Raw genomic sequence first — 18717 nt, 5'->3', positions numbered from 1 at the left:
GCCGTTACGGTCGCCCTGCAAAACTCAAAAGCCGCCGCACAGTGTGCGGCGGCTGCTCTTTCGTTTATTGGCTCCGCGAGTAGGATTCGAACCTACAACCTACCGGTTAACAGCCGGTTGCTCTACCGTTGAGCTATCGCGGAACGGCAGTTTATATTGTACCACAATAGATTTCGTTACGCAAATGGTTCTCCGGGTTTTTTGCTATTGGCCTGTGATATTGTCACCTCATAAGCGGTCTGAGAAAATGTCACCCATGAAGGGAGACGTTTTCTTGAAACCCAAGGAAGCCAGGAAATCGGACGTTATGAATGCTAAAAGGTCAGGAGCTTGTCCGCCCACTCCACAAGTTCGAGTAAGTCCTTCAGTCCCCCGAACGGGCAGAGTTCGCCCGCCTCCTTCTCGTGCAGGGCCAGGCACTTCCCGCAGGCCCAGAGTTGGCCGTCGTTGGCGATGAAGATCCGCATCTGCTTATTGACGTTGCAGGGCTCCTCCCCCAAGTCCCCGGCCAGCACCCCCTGGCTGAGCAAAAACACCCTGACCTCGTGCCCTTCATCCAACGCCCGGTTCGCCAGCCGGAATGCACTCCACGCCTGCTCGGCGTCCGCGGTCTGGACCACGATACCGATGTTCCTCCACATCCTCTCCTTAGATAAGTTTAGATAAGTGTCGATTGGTTCGTTTTCGAATTGACAGGCGTGTGATGCCGGGTATGGCTTATTGTTGACCATGCCTTTCAGTTTCGCCCGGGACCGTGCCCGTAGCCGGAATCCACCGGGCGTCCCAGCCCAGCCAGCGTCTCCCGCCAAGCGGCAAACGAACGCGGCGCCCCAACCGGAGCCGCCGTCCGGCCCGGGTAGATCTCGTAGTGCCGCCGGTAAGGCTCCGGGGTCAGATCCGGCATCACCACGTTGGCCCCGCAGGCGAGGGCGCGCTGCCTTCCTTCCGGGTGCAGCACACTCATCGCGGTGGTGGCCGGCAGGTGCGCGCGGGGCAGTACGAGCCGCGTCACGGCCAGCACATCCAGGGTCAGTTCCAGCGGGCCGGGGGGGGCGCCGGCCAGCGGCGTGTCCGGGTGCGGGATGAAGGGACCGATGCCGGCCATTTCGACCTCCAGTTCCCGCAGCAGGATGACGTCGGCGGCCAGGCTTTCCACCGTCTGGCCCGGCAGCCCGACCATGTTCCCGCTCCCCACCTGGTAACCCAACTCCCGCAGCCAGACCAGCTTTTCCAGGCGCCCGGCGAGCGTGGTGCCCGGCCGCAGGCGCGCGAAGAGCGCCGGGTCGGCCGTTTCGTGCTTGAGAAGGTACCGGTCGGCGCCGGCGGTCCGCAGCTCGCGGTAGACCACCCGGGGAAGCTCGCCCACAGAGAGGGTGACCGCGACGTCGAGTTGATCCTTCAGACGGTGGACCAACCGCGCCAGTTCGGATGTCGGGTAACCGGGGTCCTCGCCGCTCTGGAGCACGACGGTCCGGTAACCTTGATCCCGGGCCACGGCGGCGGCGGCGAAGATTTCATCCGGGCTCATCCGGTACCGGAAGAGGCGCCGGTTATTGCGCCGCAGGCCGCAGTACAGGCAGTTTTGTACGCAGTGGTTAGAGAACTCGATAATCGCCCGCAGGTGCACCGTGTCACCCACGTGCCCGGCACGCACCGCGTCGGCGGCGCGGTAGAGGGCGTCGGTGTCCGCATCCCCGGCCGTCAACAAGGCCACGATCTCTTCCCGAGTCGGCACACGGCCGGCCTCGGCCTGGGTGCCCTCCGCCCTGAGCAGCGCCAGGATCTCGTCCGGCTCCGGCACGCGGCGGCCTTCCGCCCCCGCCGACACTTTCTTGGCAGGCCCTCGCACCGGTTTCACTCCCCCCGCCCGAATGGAACCCGGCGCGGCACCACATCCGCGTCGTCAAAGGTTTGCATCGCCGCCCCGAGCCGCTCCAGCACCGCCGGGAAGGGCGAGAGCGCACGCTCCAGCACCCCCTGCACTTGCGCAATCAGCACGCCGTAGTTGACGATGGGCACCCCGGCCTCCTGCGCCTGCATAATCCGCGAGAGCATTTCCCGGCGGTTGAGCATGCAAGCCCCGCAGTGGACAACCAGCCGGTAATCCCCCAGGTTCGAAGGCAAGGGTCCGCCGCCGGACATGACGTCGAAATGCAGTTCCCCGCCCGCCGCCTGCCGCAGCCACCGGGGGATCTTCACCCGGCCGATGTCGTCCGCGATCGGGTGGTGCGTGCAGGCTTCGGCGATCAGGATCCGGTCTCCCGGACGGAGTCCGCCGACCGCGGCGGCCCCCGCCACCAGGGTCTCCAGATCACCCTTGTACCGCGCGAACAGGATGGAGAAGGACGTCAGCAACACTTCGGGCGGGGTGTCGGCGACCGCGCGCTGGTAGACGGAGGCGTCGGTCACCACCAGCTTCGGCGGGTGGCCCAACCGGTTCAAGACGTAGCGGAGTTCCCGCTCCTTGACCACGACCGCCACCGCGTCGTGCTCCAGGACGTCACGGATGACCTGCTGCTGCGGGAGAATCAGCCTGCCCTTCGGCGCCGCCTTATCGATGGGAACGACCAGGACCACCGTGTCCCCCGGGGCCAGAAGGTCGCCGGCGATCGTGGGAAGCGTCCAGTCCCGAGGAGCGCTCCCGACGATCAGCCGCTTGAGGCGGTCGATGCCGTACCCGGTGCGTGCGCTCACCGGAATCCGGGGCAGGGAAGACAGCTCGGGCCATTCTCCGGCCGCTCCCTCCGGGTACAGGTCGGCCTTGTTTATCACGGCAATCACGGGGAGGTCCCGCGCCCGCACATGCGCCAGCACGTCCTGCTCACACGCGCCGAAACCCTGACCCGGATCGACGACCAGGAGCACCAGGTCGGCCTTCTGCAAAACGTCCAGACTCTTCTCGACCCGCAAGCGGCCCAACTCGCCCGTATCGTCCAGCCCCGCCGTGTCGATCAGCATCACCGGGCCGAGAGGCAAAAGTTCCATGGCCTTGGCTACCGGATCGGTGGTGGTCCCCGGCACGTCGGCCACGATCGCCACCTGCTGCCCGGTCAGGGCGTTGATCAGGCTGGACTTCCCGGCGTTGCGCCGCCCAAAAATGGCCAGGTGCAGGCGCTGCCCGCGCGGCGTCTCGTTCAATCCACCCACCCCTCCCCAAAAAGGGCCAGGCCCCTTTTTACCTTTTTACTTTTAAAGGGCTGTGCGGGGTGCTGGCCCCGCAGCATGGTATTCAGGCTCATTCCGTGGTCTCCTTTCGTTTTCCGGTCCGGGACTGGTTTTCGGCGGCACCCTGCGGGTCGGCTTTCCCGGCACCGGCGCAGGCCGCCACTGCTTGCCTCAGCTCGGCCAGCAGGCGGCCTTTCTGCCCGGCCGCCAGCCGGTCGCCCCCTTCGATGAACACCCAGATGTCGTGTCCCAGGGACTCCCTGGCCGCCGGGAGGTATGTTTCCTCGCCGAAACCGGTCAGGTAATGCAGGCGCCGGCCCAGCGACCGGGCGAAATAGATTTTGGGCACCCCGTAAGCCGCACACGCCTTCCGGGCCGCCTCCTGCAGCGCCCGAACAAGTTCGGCTTCGCAGGTTACCGCCGCCGCAGGCTCCGAAGTTTTAAAAGTACAGGTCACGCTGGCCACCCTCCATCCGGGAAAGCATCTCTTTCAGTTTTTCGGCGCGTTGCGGCATCCGGCGGGCAAAGTCTTCGACGTGCCGGGCGATGGTTTTTTCCCCGGCATCCCTGGTTTCGGGCGAAGCGTAGTCGAGAAGGTATTCCTTGAAAGTGAGCACGGCGTTCGGCAGGCAGAAATTCTTAATCAAACCCTGCTTGGCAAAGGACATAAAGTGGCAGCCGGTGCGACCGGTACGGTATCCCGCCGTGCAGAAGGAAGGGATGTACCCGTCCCGGCACAGTTCCAGAATATACTCGTCCAGGGAGCGGGTGTCCGCCAGTTGGAACTGCTCGCGGTCGGGGATGTGTTCCCGTTCCATCTCCGCGTAGCCGCCCACGGCGGTCCGGGACCCGGCGTCGACCTGCGAGACGCCCAGCGCGATGACCTCCCGCCGCAAAGCGGGCTTTTCGCGGCAGGTGAGGATGATACCGGTGTAAGGCACGGCGCACCGCAGTACGGTGACCGCCTTCTTGAAGTCCTCATCGGCCACCCGGTAGGGTGAGCTGGTGGTCAGCGGGGTGTTCAAGGCCGGCTCCAGCCGGGGGACCGAGATGGTGTGCGGGCCCACGCCGAACTCCCGCTCCAGGTCCAGGGCGTGGTAAAGGAGGCCCAGTACCTCGAAGCGCCAGTCATACAGCCCGAAGAGCGCGCCGACGGCCACGTCGTCGATTCCTGCTTCCTGCGCCCGGTGCAGGGCGAACAACCGCCAGCGGAACGAACCCTTGAGGGTGTTCGCCGGGTGCATCTTCCGGTAGGTGGTCAGGTGGTACGTCTCCTGAAACACCTGATAGGTACCGATGCCGACTTCTTTCAGCCGCCGGTATTCTTCCACGGTTAGGGGCGCGGCGTTGACGTTGACCCTGCGGATCTCGCCCCGGCCTTCTTTGACGGCGTAGATCGTTTCGATGGTCCGGCACATAAAATCGACGTCGCTGGCCGGGTGCTCACCATAAACCACGATCAGCCGTTTGTGCCCCTTGGTGATCAGCGCCTTTACTTCGGCCTCCAGTTCGGCCGGCGAAAGGGTCTTTTTGGCGACCTGATCATTGCTGTGCCGGAAGCCGCAGTAAGCGCAGTTGTTTACGCACGGACTGGAAATGTAGAGGGGGGCGAACAGAACGATCCGGTTACCGTAGACCTCCTGCTTGATCCAGTGCGCGGTCGCAAAAATCTCCGCCCAGAGTTCCGGGTCCCGGTTGTTCAGCAATACGGCTGCGTCGTCCGGGGTTAGTCCGTGAAGCTCCTTGGCCTTGCTTAGAACCTCTTCCACTTCCAGCCGCTCGGGATCGGCCTTGCGTTTCAAGACGGCCTCAATTTCCGCGTCGCTCACGAAGCTCGGCCTTTTTTCGGAAGCCTCATAGGCCTTGATGTATGCCAGGCGTTCGTCCAGCCAGGCTTTTTCCGTAGTGGTCAGCATTGGAAAAACCTCCTTAACAAAAAGAACTTATTCCGGGTTTAATCCCCGGTTCTCTTTTGCCGCTGAAAGTAGCGCGCCCCGGCCACACCGGGGGTGGTAAGTTCCTCGGGGCGCATGATGGCTTCCACCTCTTCCAGGGTAAACAGCCCCTCCTCTACCAGGATCTCGGTCAGCGGCCTCTGGGTGCGGATCGCCCGCTCCACCACTGCGGCAGCCTGCTCATAGCCGAGGTAGGGCACAAAAGCGGTGATCACGCCCTGGCTGGTGTCTAGGAGCCGGCGGCAGCGCTCAGGGTCGGCCGTAATGCCCCGGATGCACTTCTCGGCCAGGGTTCCCGCCGCGCCGGTGAGGATAGTGAAGGACTGCAGAAGATTATGCGCAATCAGGGGCAAAAAGGCGTTTAGTTCAAGCTGTCCGGACGCGGCGGCCAGACTGACGGCTAGGTCGTTGGCCATCACCTGGAAGGCGGTTTGCGTGACCATTTCCGGGACAACCGGATTGTACTTGCCCGGCATTATGGATGATCCGGCCTGTACCGGTGGAAGCTTGATTTCGCCCAATCCCGCCCGGGGGCCGGAGGCCAGCAAGCGCAGGTCCGCGGAGATCTTGGCCAGGTTGACCGCCGCCGCTTTCAGAAAACCCGAAACCTCGGCGAAGATGTCGGCGTTTTGGGTCGCCTCGAAGGTGTTTTCGGCGCGCGCCAGCCCGAACCCGGTCAACTCGCGGAGGATCTCCACCACCCGGTATGCATAGCGGCGGTCGGCATTCAACCCGGTGCCCACGGCGGTGCCGCCCAGGTTGACCTGCCGCAGCCGCTCCTCCGCCTTGTAAAGCCGCCACCAGTCGCGGGCTACCGCCTCGGCCCAGGCGCCAAACTCCTGCCCCAGGGTCACCGGCACGGCCTCCTGGAGCTGGGTACGCCCGATTTTGAGGATCGCGCCGAATTCCTTCTCTTTGGCCTGCAGCGCCCCCTGTAACACCGCCATGGCCTGGGCCAGTCCCCGTCCCAGCCCGATGGCGGCGATCCGCAGGGCGGTGGGATAAACGTCGTTTGTGGACTGCCCCAGGTTGACGTGGTCGAGGGGATGAACAATCCCGTAATCCCCCTTTTCCCCGCCGAGCAATTCAATGGCCCGGTTGGCGATAACCTCGTTTACGTTCATGTTGGTGGAGGTGCCGGCGCCGCCCTGGAGGGCGTCGACGATGATCTGGTCACGCCACCGGCCTTCGGCCAATTCTTCCGCCGCCCGCGAGATGGCCGCCCCCCGGCGGTCATCCAATAACCCGGCCTCGACATTGGCCATCGCTGCCGCTTTCTTCACCAAGGCCAGCGCCCGGATAAGCTCCGGGTGGACCGCCAGCCCGGAGACGGCAAAATTCTCCCGTGCCCGCCAGGTATGGACCCCGTAATAGGCCTCCCGGGGTACAGCCACTTCACCCAGCGGGTCTTTTTCGGTCCGAGTGTCAGGGAAATCCGTCGAGCCGTCTTTCAAAGTCAGGTTTACCTCCCCGTCAAAGCACTTTTTACCTTCACGCCCGGCAAGGCCCCGAGCTTGCCCGTCAAAGCGCCGATGGCGTCGGTGCTTCCGTCCACAATCAGGGCGATCACCGAAACGTTTTTCTCGCGGTAGGGAATACCCATACGTCCCACGACAATATCTGCGTGCGCGCCGAGAATCTCGTTGACCCGGGACGCCATTTCCCGCCGGTTCTCCACCACGATGCCCACCACACCGATCCGAGTCTCCATCAACATCCCTCCCTAAAAAAGTCAAGGCCCACCGGTAGCAAGGGTGGGCCCGCTATCCCTTGCCTTCAGGTCAACCCTCCGCGCAGGATCTCGGTATACGGTATGCGAAAAGGCCACAAGGACTGTCCCCGGGTTTCCCGGGGAAGCGAAGCCTTCGTGGCCTTTAACAACCTTCGTGGTTAAACCTAACTTTTACAAGGAGTCTGTTCAACGTGTATCACCGGTTTCCTGCCGAACGAGAACTGAATTTTTGTTACGTGGGCAAACTTGCGCCAACCGGATACCACCGACCACTGTCCAGTGCGCTGATCCGGACCGGGGTCTGTCGGCCGTCTTTCCGTCATACAGTTCCGCATTGACCAGTTCGGAGGTGTCCGCGGGTGATGCGCCACCTTGACTTTGTGGGACGGCGACAAACCACCTCCCGGTAAACGATGCTGACGAAAGCTGCCTATCCCTGCGCGGTGGCTGGCACGCCCGCGGGTTTCTCCACGGTCTGGGCGTCGGACACGCCCTCCAGCACCCGGAAGTTCTCCACGAAGAACAGGATGACCAGGAGTGCGCCGATGATCAGGCCGAAGAAGCCCACCCATTCCATCCAGGTCGGGAAGTAACTCTGGGTGTAGGCCTGGGCCATCCCGGTGAACATCACGTTGGTCCGGTTCAAGATCACGCCCACCCCGGTCAGGATGGAGGCCGTGACGAGACCGCCCACCGAGTTCCGGATGGACGGGGTCAGGAATATCACCAGCGGCACCAGCAGGAAGACCACGTGCTCCAGCAGGAACATGTTGCCCTGCAGGGTGCCGTTGAAAACGTAGCCCCAGGCACCGCGCGCCGTCAGGTCCCAGACCTTAAGCACCACGTAGACACCCATCAGGCCGGCACCCACCAGGCAGAGCTTGGTCAGGGACGGCATCAGGTCTTCAAAACGCTTGCCGTAGATCTGGCACAGCGCCCAGCAGGAAAAGGTCACCACCGCCGGGCCGACCATCAGGGACGAGATCATGAAGAACCACGGAATCCACGTCGACCACCAGGCCGGGTATAACTGGGTAGTGGCGATGAACAGGCCGCCCAGCGAAGCCTGGTGCAGGCTAGGGAGCATAATGCCCACGCATATCAACACGGGCATAGCCCTGTCCAGGAGGTTATAGATCCGGGGCGCGTCAATCCGCTCAAAAGCGATGTGCCCGAACTCCAGGATCTGGATCATCCAGTACAGGGTCATGCACCAGAGCACTTCAAACAGAATCGAGGTGTATCCCCAGTAGACGAACGGGCGCCAAAAGTTATAGTAAACGGTGATATCAAAGAGTAAGACGACCATTGCGAGGGAGTAACCCAAAAGCGACACGACCATAGCCACCCGCGCAACCGGGTAGAACCGTTTGATGTGCAGCACGTGCGCCAAAAACACGGTGCCGTAACCGCAGCCGGCCAACGCGACCGCCGGGAACACCAGGTACTTCCAAAGACCCCAGGTCCAGTGGTCGTTTAAGTTGGTCACCGAACCCATAAAGCCGCCCGAATCACCCAGGCCAAAAGCAAACCGGTACCCGGTCACCGCCAAAAACAAAACCATGAAGGCCAGCATCGCCCAGCGCAGCGGGGTCAGCCGGAAGCCGAACCTAAAGGTGTACCTTTCATCATAAACCACTTTGCACACCCTTTCTTAGATAATTATCCTTGCCCGCTAGTGACCGCCGTCTTCGTTCTCGGCACGGCGCTTGGTGTAGGTGTATAGCGCCGCAAAGGCGATCGGCAGGCCAATAGCAAGGATGGGCGCCTTGCTGACGTATTTCCAGGTATACTGCGGAATGCCCTTATGCATCACATTGGTGTTGAAACCAAGTTCCTCAAAAGGAACGTCGGAGATGTACAGCCAGGACGTGCCGCCCACTTCCTGCTCGCCGAAGATGTGGTCGACGTACCTGTCCGGATGCTTTTTGATCCGTTCCCGCGCCATCGCCAACAGTGTGCCGCGCTTGCCGAACTCCAGGGCCTTGGTCGGGCAGACCTCCACACAGGCCGGCGGCTGCCCGTCCTTCACCCGCCCGTAACACATGGGGCACTTGCCGATCCGGGAGAACACATCTTCCCACTCGACTCCAACGACGCGGAACGGGCAGGCCAACTGGCAGTACCGGCAGCCGACACAGATCTCCGGATGGGCGTAAATCACCGGGCCCTCCGGTGTCTTCCGGTAGGCGTGGACGAAACAAGTCTCGAAGCAGATCGGCTCCAGGCAGTGCAAGAAGCCATTTGCGATGTTCGGGAGAAAAGATAAATAGGCTGTTTTAGAGTTGCGGAAAAAACATTTTACCCCGGTCCAATCCGGATTTTATGCGGTTTGCAGGGATGGGTAACGGGCGGATCGGCAAAATTGACCCCAAGGGAGAAAAGCGGAGAAAAAGCGAAGGAGAATGAGAAATAAGAAGGGAAACCCCCTTTTGTGGAGAATCCTTTTTGTAACCACCAAAAAAGAACCACGAAGGAGGTTTCCCTTATGGCCATTATACCACAACAGCGGCTTTTTGGGTGGCAGGAAATCGACGAACTCGGTGACTTGGAACGTTTTTTGCTTGTAGTGAACCACCTGCCCGATGAGCAGTTGATGCAAAAGCTGGAGAGAGAGCGTGGTAAGGGACGGGATGATTACCCGGTGCGGGCGGTTTGGAACTCCATCCTGGCCGGGATCGTATTTCAGCACGTGTCTGTGGAGAGCCTGCGGCGGGAACTCTGCCGGAACGGCCAGTTGCGGGAACTTTGCGGTTTTGATCCGGCCCGGGGCGAGGATGCCGTTCCGCCTTCTTACATATACAGCCGCATCTTGGTGAAACTGATGCGGCACGCCGACGAAGTGGAAAACATATTTACGCGGCTGGTGGATGAAATAAGAGTGCTGCTACCGGATTTCGGTCGAATTTTGGCCATAGACAGCAAAGCCGTCAGCAGTCTGGCCCGGGGCAAAAAGCGGGATGAAGAAGAGAAGGTCCAAAAGCCTGACGGGCGCCGGGACACCGATGCGGACTGGGGCCGGAAAACATACCGGGGGCGTAAGAAAGGCGGCACCCTATGGGAAAAAGTCGTGTGGTGGTTTGGCTACAAACTCCACCTTGTAGTTGACGCTGTTTATGAACTGCCGGTGGGATTTGCGGTGACAAAGGCGTCGGCCAGCGACGTGAAAGAGGGACATATACTCATTGATCGGGTGGCGAAAGAGCATCCGGAGATTGTGGCCCGCTGCGAGGCATTGGCGGCGGACAAAGCCTTTGACGACATCAAGCTAAACGTGAAACTCTGGGACGAATACCGGATCAAGCCCGTGATTGACATCCGCAACACGTGGCGGGACGGCGAGGAGACGTGGCTTGTAACCGGTAAGGAGAACATCGTTTACGATTACCGTGGAACGGTTTATTGTTGCTGCCCCGAGACAAACAAACGTCGCGAGATGGCCTTCGGGGGATTTGAGAAAGACCGGGAAACCTTGAAATACCGCTGTCCGGCCCGGCACTACGGAGTAGAGTGCCGGGGCATGGAACAATGTGCCGCAACCGGTGGGATACGTATTCCCCTGGTGGAAGACCGGCGGATCTTCACCCCGCTGGCGCGGTCCAGCTACAAGTGGAAAACACTCTACAAAAAGCGTACGGCGGTAGAAAGGGTAAATGCCCGCCTGGACGAGGCCTACGGATTTGAAAAGCATTTCATTCGGGGCTTGAAGAAGATGAAGCTACGTTGCGGGTTGGCCCTGATGGTGATGCTGGCGATGGCCGTGGGCCGACTGCGACAAAAACAAGGAATAGACTTAAGGAGCCTGGTGAAGGCGGCCTGACGGGGCTCAACCGGAAAACAGATTACCTGCCAAGAGACGCCCAGAGTGGCGCTGGGGTAAGTTTGCCCTTTGGCAGAGCGGCATAGTCTATATACTCCATTTACCCCAATATTAGGTTGCTAACTGTGTTTTGTGGCTTGGGGAACAGCCGGTGCCGGGTGTGGGCGTTGCCTTGTCGGGACCAAAAATGCTTACAACGCAAAACGCTGAGTGCAAGCACTGCTTCTTGACAAACCGCAGGATCTTTCCCTCATCCCTCCCGATCCTGCGCGTCTCGACTGCAGTCCAGTTGTGGGCCGTAAGCACCGCCTTTTCGCCGGTGGCCGGGGAGGCCTCGTCCCAATTCAAGCCGTTATAAAGCTTGCATGCAACCGCGCAGCTCCCGCAGCCGTAACACCTGGTTATGTCTACCAGCACACCGTTCATTTTTTTCGCCTCCCCTTCCGTTATCCTAGCGCCACTGCCGCTTTACGCGCCCGGAGCTGATGCCCCCGCGACACGTACTCGGTGTGAAGCAATTCTTCCGCCAGTTCGCTCATCGGGTGCTCCAGGAATTCCTGATAAAGGGTCAGAATTTCCGGATTTTCGTGGCTTAGCCGCCTTTCCCACCGTGCATCCGCGTGATAAAGAGCGGCGATCCGCTTGGCTCGTATCTCGTCCGTCGGCGGCACCGCCGTGCGCGGCTGCCCGCCGCCGCCGATACACCCGCCCGGACAAGCCATAAACTCCACGAAGTGCCACGGGGCGCGGCCGTCACGCATTGCCTCCAGCACCCGGCGGCCGTTGGCCAGGCCGTGGCAGACCGCGATGCGCAGAGTCCCGACACCGGGAACGTCCAAGGCTCCCTCCTTTACTCCTTCCAGGCCACGCACCGGGGTAAGGTTGAGAAGGTCAGACGGTGGTTCGTTGCCGGTAATGAAGAAGAAAGCCGTACGCACAGCCGCCTCCATCACCCCGCCGGTGGCGCCGAAAATGATCGCGCCGCCGGTGCACTTGCCCATCAGCGGATCGTAGTCTTCCTCCGGCAAACCGGCAAGATCGATGCCCTTTTGTTTCAACATCCTGGCCAGTTCCCGGGTGGTGAGAACGGCGTCCACGTCCCGTATCGACGGCGTACCCCGGTAGAGGCCGCTGGCGTTCATCTCCGGGCGCTGCGCCTCGAACTTCTTCGCGGTACACGGCATTATGGAAACTGAAAAGATCTTTTCGGGATCAATGTTCTTCTTCTCGGCGTAGTAAGTCTTGGCCAGGGCCCCAAACATCTGTTGCGGTGACTTGCAACTGGACATGTGTGGCAAAAGGTTCGGGTAGAAATACTCACAGAACTTCACCCATCCCGGGCTGCAGGAAGTCAACAGGGGCAGCGGATGCCCCGGCAACTCTCCCTTGATGCGTTTGATCAATTCCGTCGCTTCTTCCATGATCGTCAGGTCGGCAGTGAAGTTGGTATCCCAAACCGCATCGAACCCAAGGCGCCTCAGGGCGGCCACCTGCTTGCCCGCAACCCAGGTTCCGGGCGGCAGACCGAACTCCTCGCCGAGCGACACGCGCGTGGCCGGTGCAGTTTGGACCACAACAAACCGGCCGGGATCTTCGAGTGCTTGCCACACCTTCTCCGTATCGTCCCTTTCGCTTATGGCCCCGGTGGGACAAACCAGCGCACACTGGCCGCAGTTGATGCATATGATCTCATCCACCAGCGGCAGATCGTAATAGCCGACAACGCTCTGCGTGTTCCGACAAACGTCGAGACACTGGCCGCACAGATTGCACTTCCGGTGGTCCTGGACAAGCGACGGACTGACCGGATCGATGGGCACGCATCCGCGTACCTGTGCGGGCCACGCACTCGCCACTCTGTGGTGGTAAGGAGGCAAATCCTCCACCCCCGCCGGTAGCTCCGCAGGGCGCAGACAGCCGCCCGCCGTGACGGCCCAGCCGGCCAAACCAAGCCCGGCCATCATCTTGAAAAACGCTCGCCTGGTCATCTCCCTTTGCTGTTCCATAAAGCGCTCCATTTCGCTTCCTCCCTTCCTTAATCCCGGTTTTTACCCGAACGCATAGCCGCATCCCGTGGTATTCCGCATATCACCTCCACCCCTGATTGGTCAAAGCCGTACTTAGGCAGGCATCGGCGTGTCCACCTCCCGGTGCCCTCAAGCCTAGATAGTCATTTGAAGCAGATCCAACCGGTACCGCAGCAGGGGTGCTGCCGGGGGTGACGGCAAAAACCCGCGCCGCTCCAGGTCTTTCTTGATCAAGCGTGCCGCTTTGCGGATGGCGGGCCGGACCTTCCCGGACAAGCCCAGGCCGTAACACACCACTTGCGGCTCGATAACGACCAGCGTCACCGCGGGCGGCATGACGCCGTAACGCTTCGCCAGCAGAAGCCTCTCATACACCGGCCGCATGCCGCCACAGAAGAACCCCTGCCATAAACGGAGCGATTCCTGATATGCTAATTGGGATATGTGCCCGCCAGGGTATCCTCTTGCCAGGGCGTACACCAGAATCGCATAGTCCTTCCGATAGAGGTGCACTTCCAGATTAAGTACCTCGGAACCTATATCCGCCAAATCGACATTCATACCCAGGTTCTCCTGGGAAAGCGCCTCGATCACATATGACCCTGCCCCCATATCGCCCCAAACCACATCTCCCAGGCCCACGATCACCGCCTTTTTCAACCGTACCATCCTTTCGCCCGTCCTCCCGGACACAAAAACGCGAACCCCCGGCCTTCGTGCCCGGAAATTCGCGTCCTTTACCTTTCCCAACAAAAAACCACGAGGAAACTTTGCTTCGGCAAAGCCTGACCTTCGTGGCTTGTATCTTCGCTGATTAATTATAAATAATATAAGGGATGCGCTGTTGTTTGTAAAGCCCCTGTGCAATTTCGGTGTTTATGGATGCTGTCCGGCATAAAAAAAATTGGGAGCAAAAAGTTTTTGGAACAGCAGGATATTATCCGCGAACAGCGAATTACTTTTGGGCAGAATCAAACGGATAACCGGAACAGCAGTAGTACGAAGCTATTGTTTTCCGTGATCACGTAAACCCGAAAAATTAAGAGCGAACAAAAGACCACGAAGGTCGGCCGAAAGGTACCGAAGACTTTCGTGGTCTTTTGTTTTTGGGGGTGAGGCTGGGACGGCCGAAAGTTTGTTCGGGGCTGAGGGACAGGTATGGGCAGAAAGGAGTGAACGGCGATAGTGAATGGTTTTGAGCCGAAGATTATTGGGTTCTTATGCAACTGGTGCAGCTACGGTGGGGCGGACTTGGCCGGGGTAAGCCGGCTTCAGTATCCGCCCAATATCCGGGTGATCAGGGTAATGTGCTCCGGGAGGATGCACCCGCGCTTTATCTTTGAGGCATTGTTGCGCGGGGCCGACGGCGTCCTCGTGTCCGGTTGACACAAGGGTGACTGCCACTATGTTAGTGGCAATTACTATGCGGAGCGGCGGATCAGGATAACCAGGCGGTTGCTGGAGTGGCTGGGTATTGAGCGGGAGCGGCTCTGGATGCGCTGGATATCCTCGGCGGAGGGCAGCCGGTTTGCGAGTACCGTAACCGAGTATACGGCCTTTTTGCGGGAACTCGGTCCGAACACCCGGCGTGTTGCGGACGCGGACTACGAGGATCTGGCACGTGTGGCGTCGGCCGTGGGATCGGTTGGCCGGCTGGCGCTGGAAGAAGATGTCTGTATGGTGGATTTGGTGAAGTATTTCCTGGAATATGCGCAGCGAGAGTCCTGCGCCGAATGCATCCCTTGCCGCGTTGGCACCAAACGTCTCCTGGAGGTTTTGGAGAAGGCGGTGCAAGGAGAGGCGGCCGAAAACCAGTTTGCCCTGGTAGAAGAAGTGGGTGCGGCGATCGGGCGAGCGGCGAAGTGCGATCTGGGCCGAATCGCGGGCCGAGCGGTGGCGGACGTGGTGCAATACGGGCGCGATGAGCTAAGAGCGCATCTTCAGGGCACGTGTCCGGCTACCGTGGAAGCCAACCGGGGTTGGCAGGCCGTCGTCGGTTCCTGAAGCCACAAACGTACTTTGTTTGTTAGGAGGCGGACATATGGGAAAGATCGAGCTGACGATAGACCGGCAAACGGTGCAGGCCCAAACCGGAACGACCATCCTGGAAGCTGCGGCCCGGGCGGGGATTCGTATTCCCACCCTCTGTTACCTCGAAGGTATCCACGAAGCAGGGGCGTGTCGTATCTGTGTGGTGGATATCGAAGGGAGAAGAGAGTTTGCTGCGGCCTGCAACACGCCGGTCGAGGACGGGATGGTGGTGCGCACCAACACGCCGGCTCTGCGCGCCGCCCGCCGCGCCACATTGGAACTGATCCTGTCGGATCATCCCCTGGAGTGTCTTACCTGTATCCGTAACGGCAACTGTGAATTGCAGGCGCTGGCTTCGCAGTTGAACGTGCGCTCGGTTGGGTTGAGCGGGGCTACCCGTGCCGGTGTGCCACTGGATGAGTCCACCCCCGGGATTGTGCGTGATCCGCGCAAATGCATCTTCTGCCTGCGCTGTGTCAGTGTGTGCCGCGACATTCAGGCCGTCGGCGCCATTAGCCTTGCGGGCCGGGGTTTTGACGCCAGCGTCGGCCCGCCGCCCGATCTGCAGCTGGATGAAACGCGATGCGTGCAGTGCGGCCAGTGCGCACTGATCTGTCCTACGGCGGCGATTACCGAAAAGGATGAAACCGACAAGGTTTGGGAGGCGCTCTTCGACCCGCAGAAATACGTCGTGGTGCAAACTGCACCGGCCACCCGCGTAACCATCGGCGACATGTTCGGATTGCCTCCCGGTACGCCGGTCACCGGCAAAATGGTCACCGCTCTCCGGAGGCTGGGGTTTAATGCCGTTTTTGACACGGATTTCACCGCCGACTTGACCATTATGGAGGAAGGATCAGAACTGCTCGAGCGCTTGACCGAAGGGGGCACGCTCCCTCTGGTGACCTCCTGCAGCCCGGGCTGGATCAAGTATGTCGAACACTTCTACCCAGAGCTTTTGCCGCATCTTTCCACCTGCAAGTCGCCCCAGCAGATGTTCGGGGCGATCGCCAAGACGTATTTCGCCGAAAAGACCGGCCGGGATCCCGCCGACATCTTCGTGGTGTCGGTTATGCCCTGTACCGCGAAAAAGTTCGAGGCGGCGCGACCGGAGATGGACGCGGCAAAGCGGTTCTGGAACAACCCCCGTATCGGTCACGACGTTGACGTCGTGCTAACTTCGCGGGAACTCGGACGGATGATCAGGCGGGAGGGATCGATTTCGCCATCCTGCCGGAGGACGGGTATGATGAGCCGTTTGGTATTTCCACCGGGGCCGGGGCGATCTTCGGGGCCACCGGCGGCGTAATGGAGGCCGCGCTGCGCACGGCTTACGAGTTGGTCACCGGTAAAACGCTTGCGCAAGTGGACTTTCAAGATGTGCGTGGTCTAGAGGGGGTCAAGGAGGCGGTAGTACCGCTGAACGGGATCAACTTAAAGGTCATGGTGGCCCACGGATTGCACAACGCCCGTCACGTCATGGAAAGGCTGAAAGCCGGCGAACTTAAGGACTGCCACTTCATTGAAATCATGTGCTGTCCGGGCGGTTGTATCGGGGGCGGCGGGCAGCCGATCCCGACGGACACGGCAGCAAGGCGTAACCGGATCGAGGGACTTTACCGGGTCGATGCGGCGATGAAGTACCGGAAGTCGCACGAAAACCCGGCGGTGAAGGCGCTCTACGAGGAATTCCTTGGAAAACCCTTGGGCCATCGGTCGCACGAACTACTTCACACCCGATACGCACCCAGACCGTAACGGGTGAAGCCATTTTTCCCGGAGGAGGCGTGAAATTATGCATAGCGGTAACGCCGATCAAAAAGTGGTCGCGGAGCTGGCCCGGTCTTTGCTGGCTTTGGTCCGCGACGAGTCTTGTGGTGAGTGTCTTCCCTGCTGGCACGGAGTCAGGCAGATTACGGCGGTTCTCGATAAGGTTGGCAACGAAAGCCCGCTCGGTACGGAGGAATTGGCCGCAGTCGGCGAGTTGGCGCGCACCGTCGGTCAGGGTGCCAAATGCGGAGTGGGGCGCATCGGGGGCAGGCTGGTGCTGGAACTCCTGTCGCGCTATCCCTCCGTATTTCAGGCCGGTGCATGATGTCTTCCAAATGAAGGAGGGTTGAACCGTGAGTACTTTTGCTCTGACCATTGATGGACAACGAATTGAGGTGGAGCCGGGGACGATGATCCTGGACGCGGCAGCGCAAGTGGGGGTCAAGATACCTACCCTGTGCTACCTGAAGGATATCGGTCATGACGTTGGCGCCTGCCGTATCTGCACCGTCGAAGTCGAAGGGGAGAAGGAACTCAAAACCGCCTGCAACACCCCGGCGGCGGCCGGGATGGTCGTCCGCACCAACACCCCGGCGATACGCGAGGCGCGGAAGGTAACCATGGAACTGATCCTGACCAATCATCCCATGGAATGTCCCATCTGCGTTAGGAACGGTCTGTGTGAACTGCAGGATCTGGCGGCGACGTTCGGCATCCGGGAAGTGCGCTTTCCGCGGACGCAGCCTGTTTACCCCGTCGACGACTCTTCGGTGGCGATCATCCGCGATCCGAACAAGTGTATTCTCTGCCGCCGCTGCGTCACGGTGTGCCAGCAGGTTCAAAGCGTGAGCGCCATCGAGTTTAAGAAGGTAGACGGCGAGGCCGTGGTTGCTCCGGTCCTCAGGGCGCCGCTTGCGGAGACCAACTGTGTGAACTGTGGGCAGTGTATCCTGGTCTGCCCGGTGGGTGCCATCTACGAGCGTGATGAGACCGCCCGGGTCTGGGCGGCCCTGGCCGACCCGCAGAAACACGTGGTGGTCCAGACGGCGCCGGCGACTCATGTTTCCATCGGGGATATGTTCGGTATGCCGACGGGTACGGACATCACCGGCAAGATGGTGGCAGCTTTGCGGCGGTTCGGCTTCGATGCCGTGTTCGACACCAACTTTACGGCCGACCTGACCATCATGGAAGAGGGTTCCGAGCTTCTCGAACGGATCAACAATGGCGGCGTCCTGCCGCAGATCACTTCGTGCAGCCCCGGCTGGATCAAGTATGTCGAACACTTCTACCCGGAGCTTTTGCCGCATCTTTCCACCTGTAAATCGCCCCAGCAGATGCTGGGGGCGCTGGCGAAGACTTACTACGCCAAGAAAAAGGGGATCGACCCCGCCGACGTATTTGTCGTTTCGATCATGCCCTGCACTGCCAAAAAGTTCGAGGCGGCGCGGCCGGAGATGAACGACAGCGGCCACCAGGACGTGGATGTGGTACTGACCTCGCGCGAACTGGGCCGGATGATCAAAGAAGCCGGCCTGGACTTCGCCAACCTGCCCGACGAGGACTATGACGAACCGATGGGCATCGGCAGTGGCGCCGGCCAGATTTTCGGAGCCACGGGCGGCGTAATGGAGGCGGCTCTACGCACCGCGTACGAGTTGGTTACAGGAAGGACGTTAGACCGGATTGACTTTGAAGACATCCGGGGCCTGAAGGGGATCAAGGAAGCGGCGGTGCCTGTTGACGGCCTTGACGTCAAGGTGCTGGTGTCCCACGGATTGAGCAACGCGGAGATCCTGATGAATAAGCTTCGCGCCGGGGAGCTCAAAGATTACCACTTCATTGAGATTATGTGCTGTCCCGGCGGATGTATCGGGGGCGGCGGCCAGCCGATCAAGACCGGTACCCTGGACCGTGAGCGGCGGATCGCCGGGACCTACTCGCGCGACAAGGCGTTACAGTTACGCAAGTCGCACGAGAACCCCCAGGTCAAGAAGCTCTACGAAGAATACCTGGAAAAACCTTTAGGGCACAGATCGCACGAATTGCTCCACACCACCTACGTCGCCCGCGGGTGGCGGCCGCGGGTGGAATAGTCCTTTCGCCTACTCGGGGCCATTCCCGCCCCTGACATATATCAGGGGCTCTTGCCGGCAGGAACATCATTATCCTGCCGGCTTTTTTCATTGCCCCGGAACTTTACAAACAACAGCGCAT

General features: G+C 60.6%; 15 protein-coding genes, 1 tRNA gene and 2 pseudogenes. 6 read left to right on the top strand and 12 right to left on the bottom strand.

Annotation, left to right across the window (positions count from 1 at the left end):
* Positions 1-68 precede the first annotated feature (68 nt).
* The 10 genes from DAUD_RS00900 to DAUD_RS00855 all read right to left on the bottom strand — a co-directional run bounded on the left by DAUD_RS00900 (position 69) and on the right by DAUD_RS00855 (position 9088).
* Positions 69-143, bottom strand: a tRNA-Asn gene (locus DAUD_RS00900).
* A gap of 171 nt (positions 144-314) precedes the next feature.
* Positions 315-641, bottom strand: coding sequence for a DsrE family protein (locus DAUD_RS00895; protein WP_012301325.1), 327 nt, complete (start codon positions 639-641; stop codon positions 315-317).
* A gap of 95 nt (positions 642-736) precedes the next feature.
* The gene (hydE, locus tag DAUD_RS00890; RefSeq protein ID WP_012301324.1) at positions 737-1849 is read right to left on the bottom strand and encodes a [FeFe] hydrogenase H-cluster radical SAM maturase HydE; all 1113 of its coding nucleotides are present in this window, start codon (positions 1847-1849) and stop codon (positions 737-739) included.
* Between the two features lie 5 nt (positions 1850-1854).
* Complete coding sequence (gene hydF / locus DAUD_RS00885) at positions 1855-3138, bottom strand: [FeFe] hydrogenase H-cluster maturation GTPase HydF (protein WP_012301323.1); 1284 nt, start codon at positions 3136-3138, stop codon at positions 1855-1857.
* Positions 3139-3235: 97 nt separating this feature from the next.
* The gene (locus DAUD_RS00880; RefSeq protein ID WP_012301322.1) at positions 3236-3622 is read right to left on the bottom strand and encodes a hypothetical protein; all 387 of its coding nucleotides are present in this window, start codon (positions 3620-3622) and stop codon (positions 3236-3238) included.
* Positions 3606-5081 (bottom strand): [FeFe] hydrogenase H-cluster radical SAM maturase HydG, encoded by a 1476-nt coding sequence (gene hydG / locus DAUD_RS00875; RefSeq protein ID WP_012301321.1) that lies wholly within the window; start codon positions 5079-5081, stop codon positions 3606-3608. Before hydG ends, DAUD_RS00880 begins: the two co-directional genes overlap by 17 nt.
* Before the next feature lie 38 nt (positions 5082-5119).
* A complete protein-coding gene (locus tag DAUD_RS00870) occupies positions 5120-6574 on the bottom strand; it encodes an aspartate ammonia-lyase (RefSeq protein ID WP_012301320.1) in 1455 nt (484 codons plus the stop codon).
* 8 nt (positions 6575-6582) lie between these two features.
* Positions 6583-6831, bottom strand: a complete 249-nt coding sequence (locus DAUD_RS00865; protein WP_012301319.1) for a TM1266 family iron-only hydrogenase system putative regulator — start codon at positions 6829-6831, stop codon at positions 6583-6585.
* A gap of 451 nt (positions 6832-7282) precedes the next feature.
* Positions 7283-8491 carry an NrfD/PsrC family molybdoenzyme membrane anchor subunit gene (gene nrfD / locus DAUD_RS00860; RefSeq protein WP_012301318.1) on the bottom strand — a complete coding sequence of 403 codons (1209 nt, stop codon included), beginning with the start codon at positions 8489-8491 and terminating at the stop codon, positions 7283-7285.
* Between the two features lie 36 nt (positions 8492-8527).
* Positions 8528-9088 carry a 4Fe-4S dicluster domain-containing protein gene (locus DAUD_RS00855; protein ID WP_242647859.1) on the bottom strand — a complete coding sequence of 187 codons (561 nt, stop codon included), beginning with the start codon at positions 9086-9088 and terminating at the stop codon, positions 8528-8530.
* A 252-nt stretch (positions 9089-9340) separates the two neighbouring features.
* On the opposite strand from DAUD_RS00855, the gene DAUD_RS00850 reads away from it, so the two are divergent.
* On the top strand, positions 9341-10672 hold the full coding sequence (locus DAUD_RS00850; RefSeq protein WP_012301317.1) for a transposase: 1332 nt from the start codon (positions 9341-9343) through the stop codon (positions 10670-10672).
* 446 nt (positions 10673-11118) lie between these two features.
* On the opposite strand, the gene DAUD_RS00840 is transcribed toward DAUD_RS00850, so the two are convergent.
* Both DAUD_RS00840 and DAUD_RS00835 read right to left on the bottom strand, forming a co-directional pair.
* A complete protein-coding gene (locus DAUD_RS00840; RefSeq protein WP_012301316.1) occupies positions 11119-12690 on the bottom strand; it encodes a [FeFe] hydrogenase, group A in 1572 nt (523 codons plus the stop codon).
* A 144-nt stretch (positions 12691-12834) separates the two neighbouring features.
* The gene (locus DAUD_RS00835; protein WP_012301315.1) at positions 12835-13368 is read right to left on the bottom strand and encodes a hydrogenase maturation protease; all 534 of its coding nucleotides are present in this window, start codon (positions 13366-13368) and stop codon (positions 12835-12837) included.
* Between the two features lie 513 nt (positions 13369-13881).
* Here DAUD_RS00835 and DAUD_RS12685 point away from each other — a divergent pair.
* The 5 genes and pseudogenes from DAUD_RS12685 to DAUD_RS00815 form a co-directional block, all read left to right on the top strand.
* Positions 13882-14280: pseudogene (locus tag DAUD_RS12685) on the top strand (hydrogenase iron-sulfur subunit); the annotation flags it as partial.
* Positions 14281-14376: 96 nt separating this feature from the next.
* The gene (locus DAUD_RS12680) at positions 14377-14703 is read left to right on the top strand and encodes an NADH-ubiquinone oxidoreductase-F iron-sulfur binding region domain-containing protein (protein WP_242647895.1); all 327 of its coding nucleotides are present in this window, start codon (positions 14377-14379) and stop codon (positions 14701-14703) included.
* A 37-nt stretch (positions 14704-14740) separates the two neighbouring features.
* Positions 14741-16488 (top strand): annotated as a pseudogene (locus tag DAUD_RS00825) (NADH-dependent [FeFe] hydrogenase, group A6).
* A 37-nt stretch (positions 16489-16525) separates the two neighbouring features.
* Positions 16526-16825, top strand: coding sequence for an NADH-ubiquinone oxidoreductase-F iron-sulfur binding region domain-containing protein (locus tag DAUD_RS00820; RefSeq protein WP_041570702.1), 300 nt, complete (start codon positions 16526-16528; stop codon positions 16823-16825).
* Positions 16826-16853: 28 nt separating this feature from the next.
* Positions 16854-18596, top strand: a complete 1743-nt coding sequence (locus DAUD_RS00815) for an NADH-dependent [FeFe] hydrogenase, group A6 (RefSeq protein ID WP_012301314.1) — start codon at positions 16854-16856, stop codon at positions 18594-18596.
* The last annotated feature ends 121 nt before the right edge of the window (positions 18597-18717 follow it).

This window comes from Candidatus Desulforudis audaxviator MP104C (assembly GCF_000018425.1).
In the GTDB taxonomy this organism is placed as follows: Bacteria; Bacillota; Desulfotomaculia; order Desulfotomaculales; family Desulforudaceae; genus Desulforudis; species Desulforudis audaxviator.
Note: the sequence above shows the minus strand (reverse complement) of the source record. Positions and strands in the feature narration are given on the sequence as shown.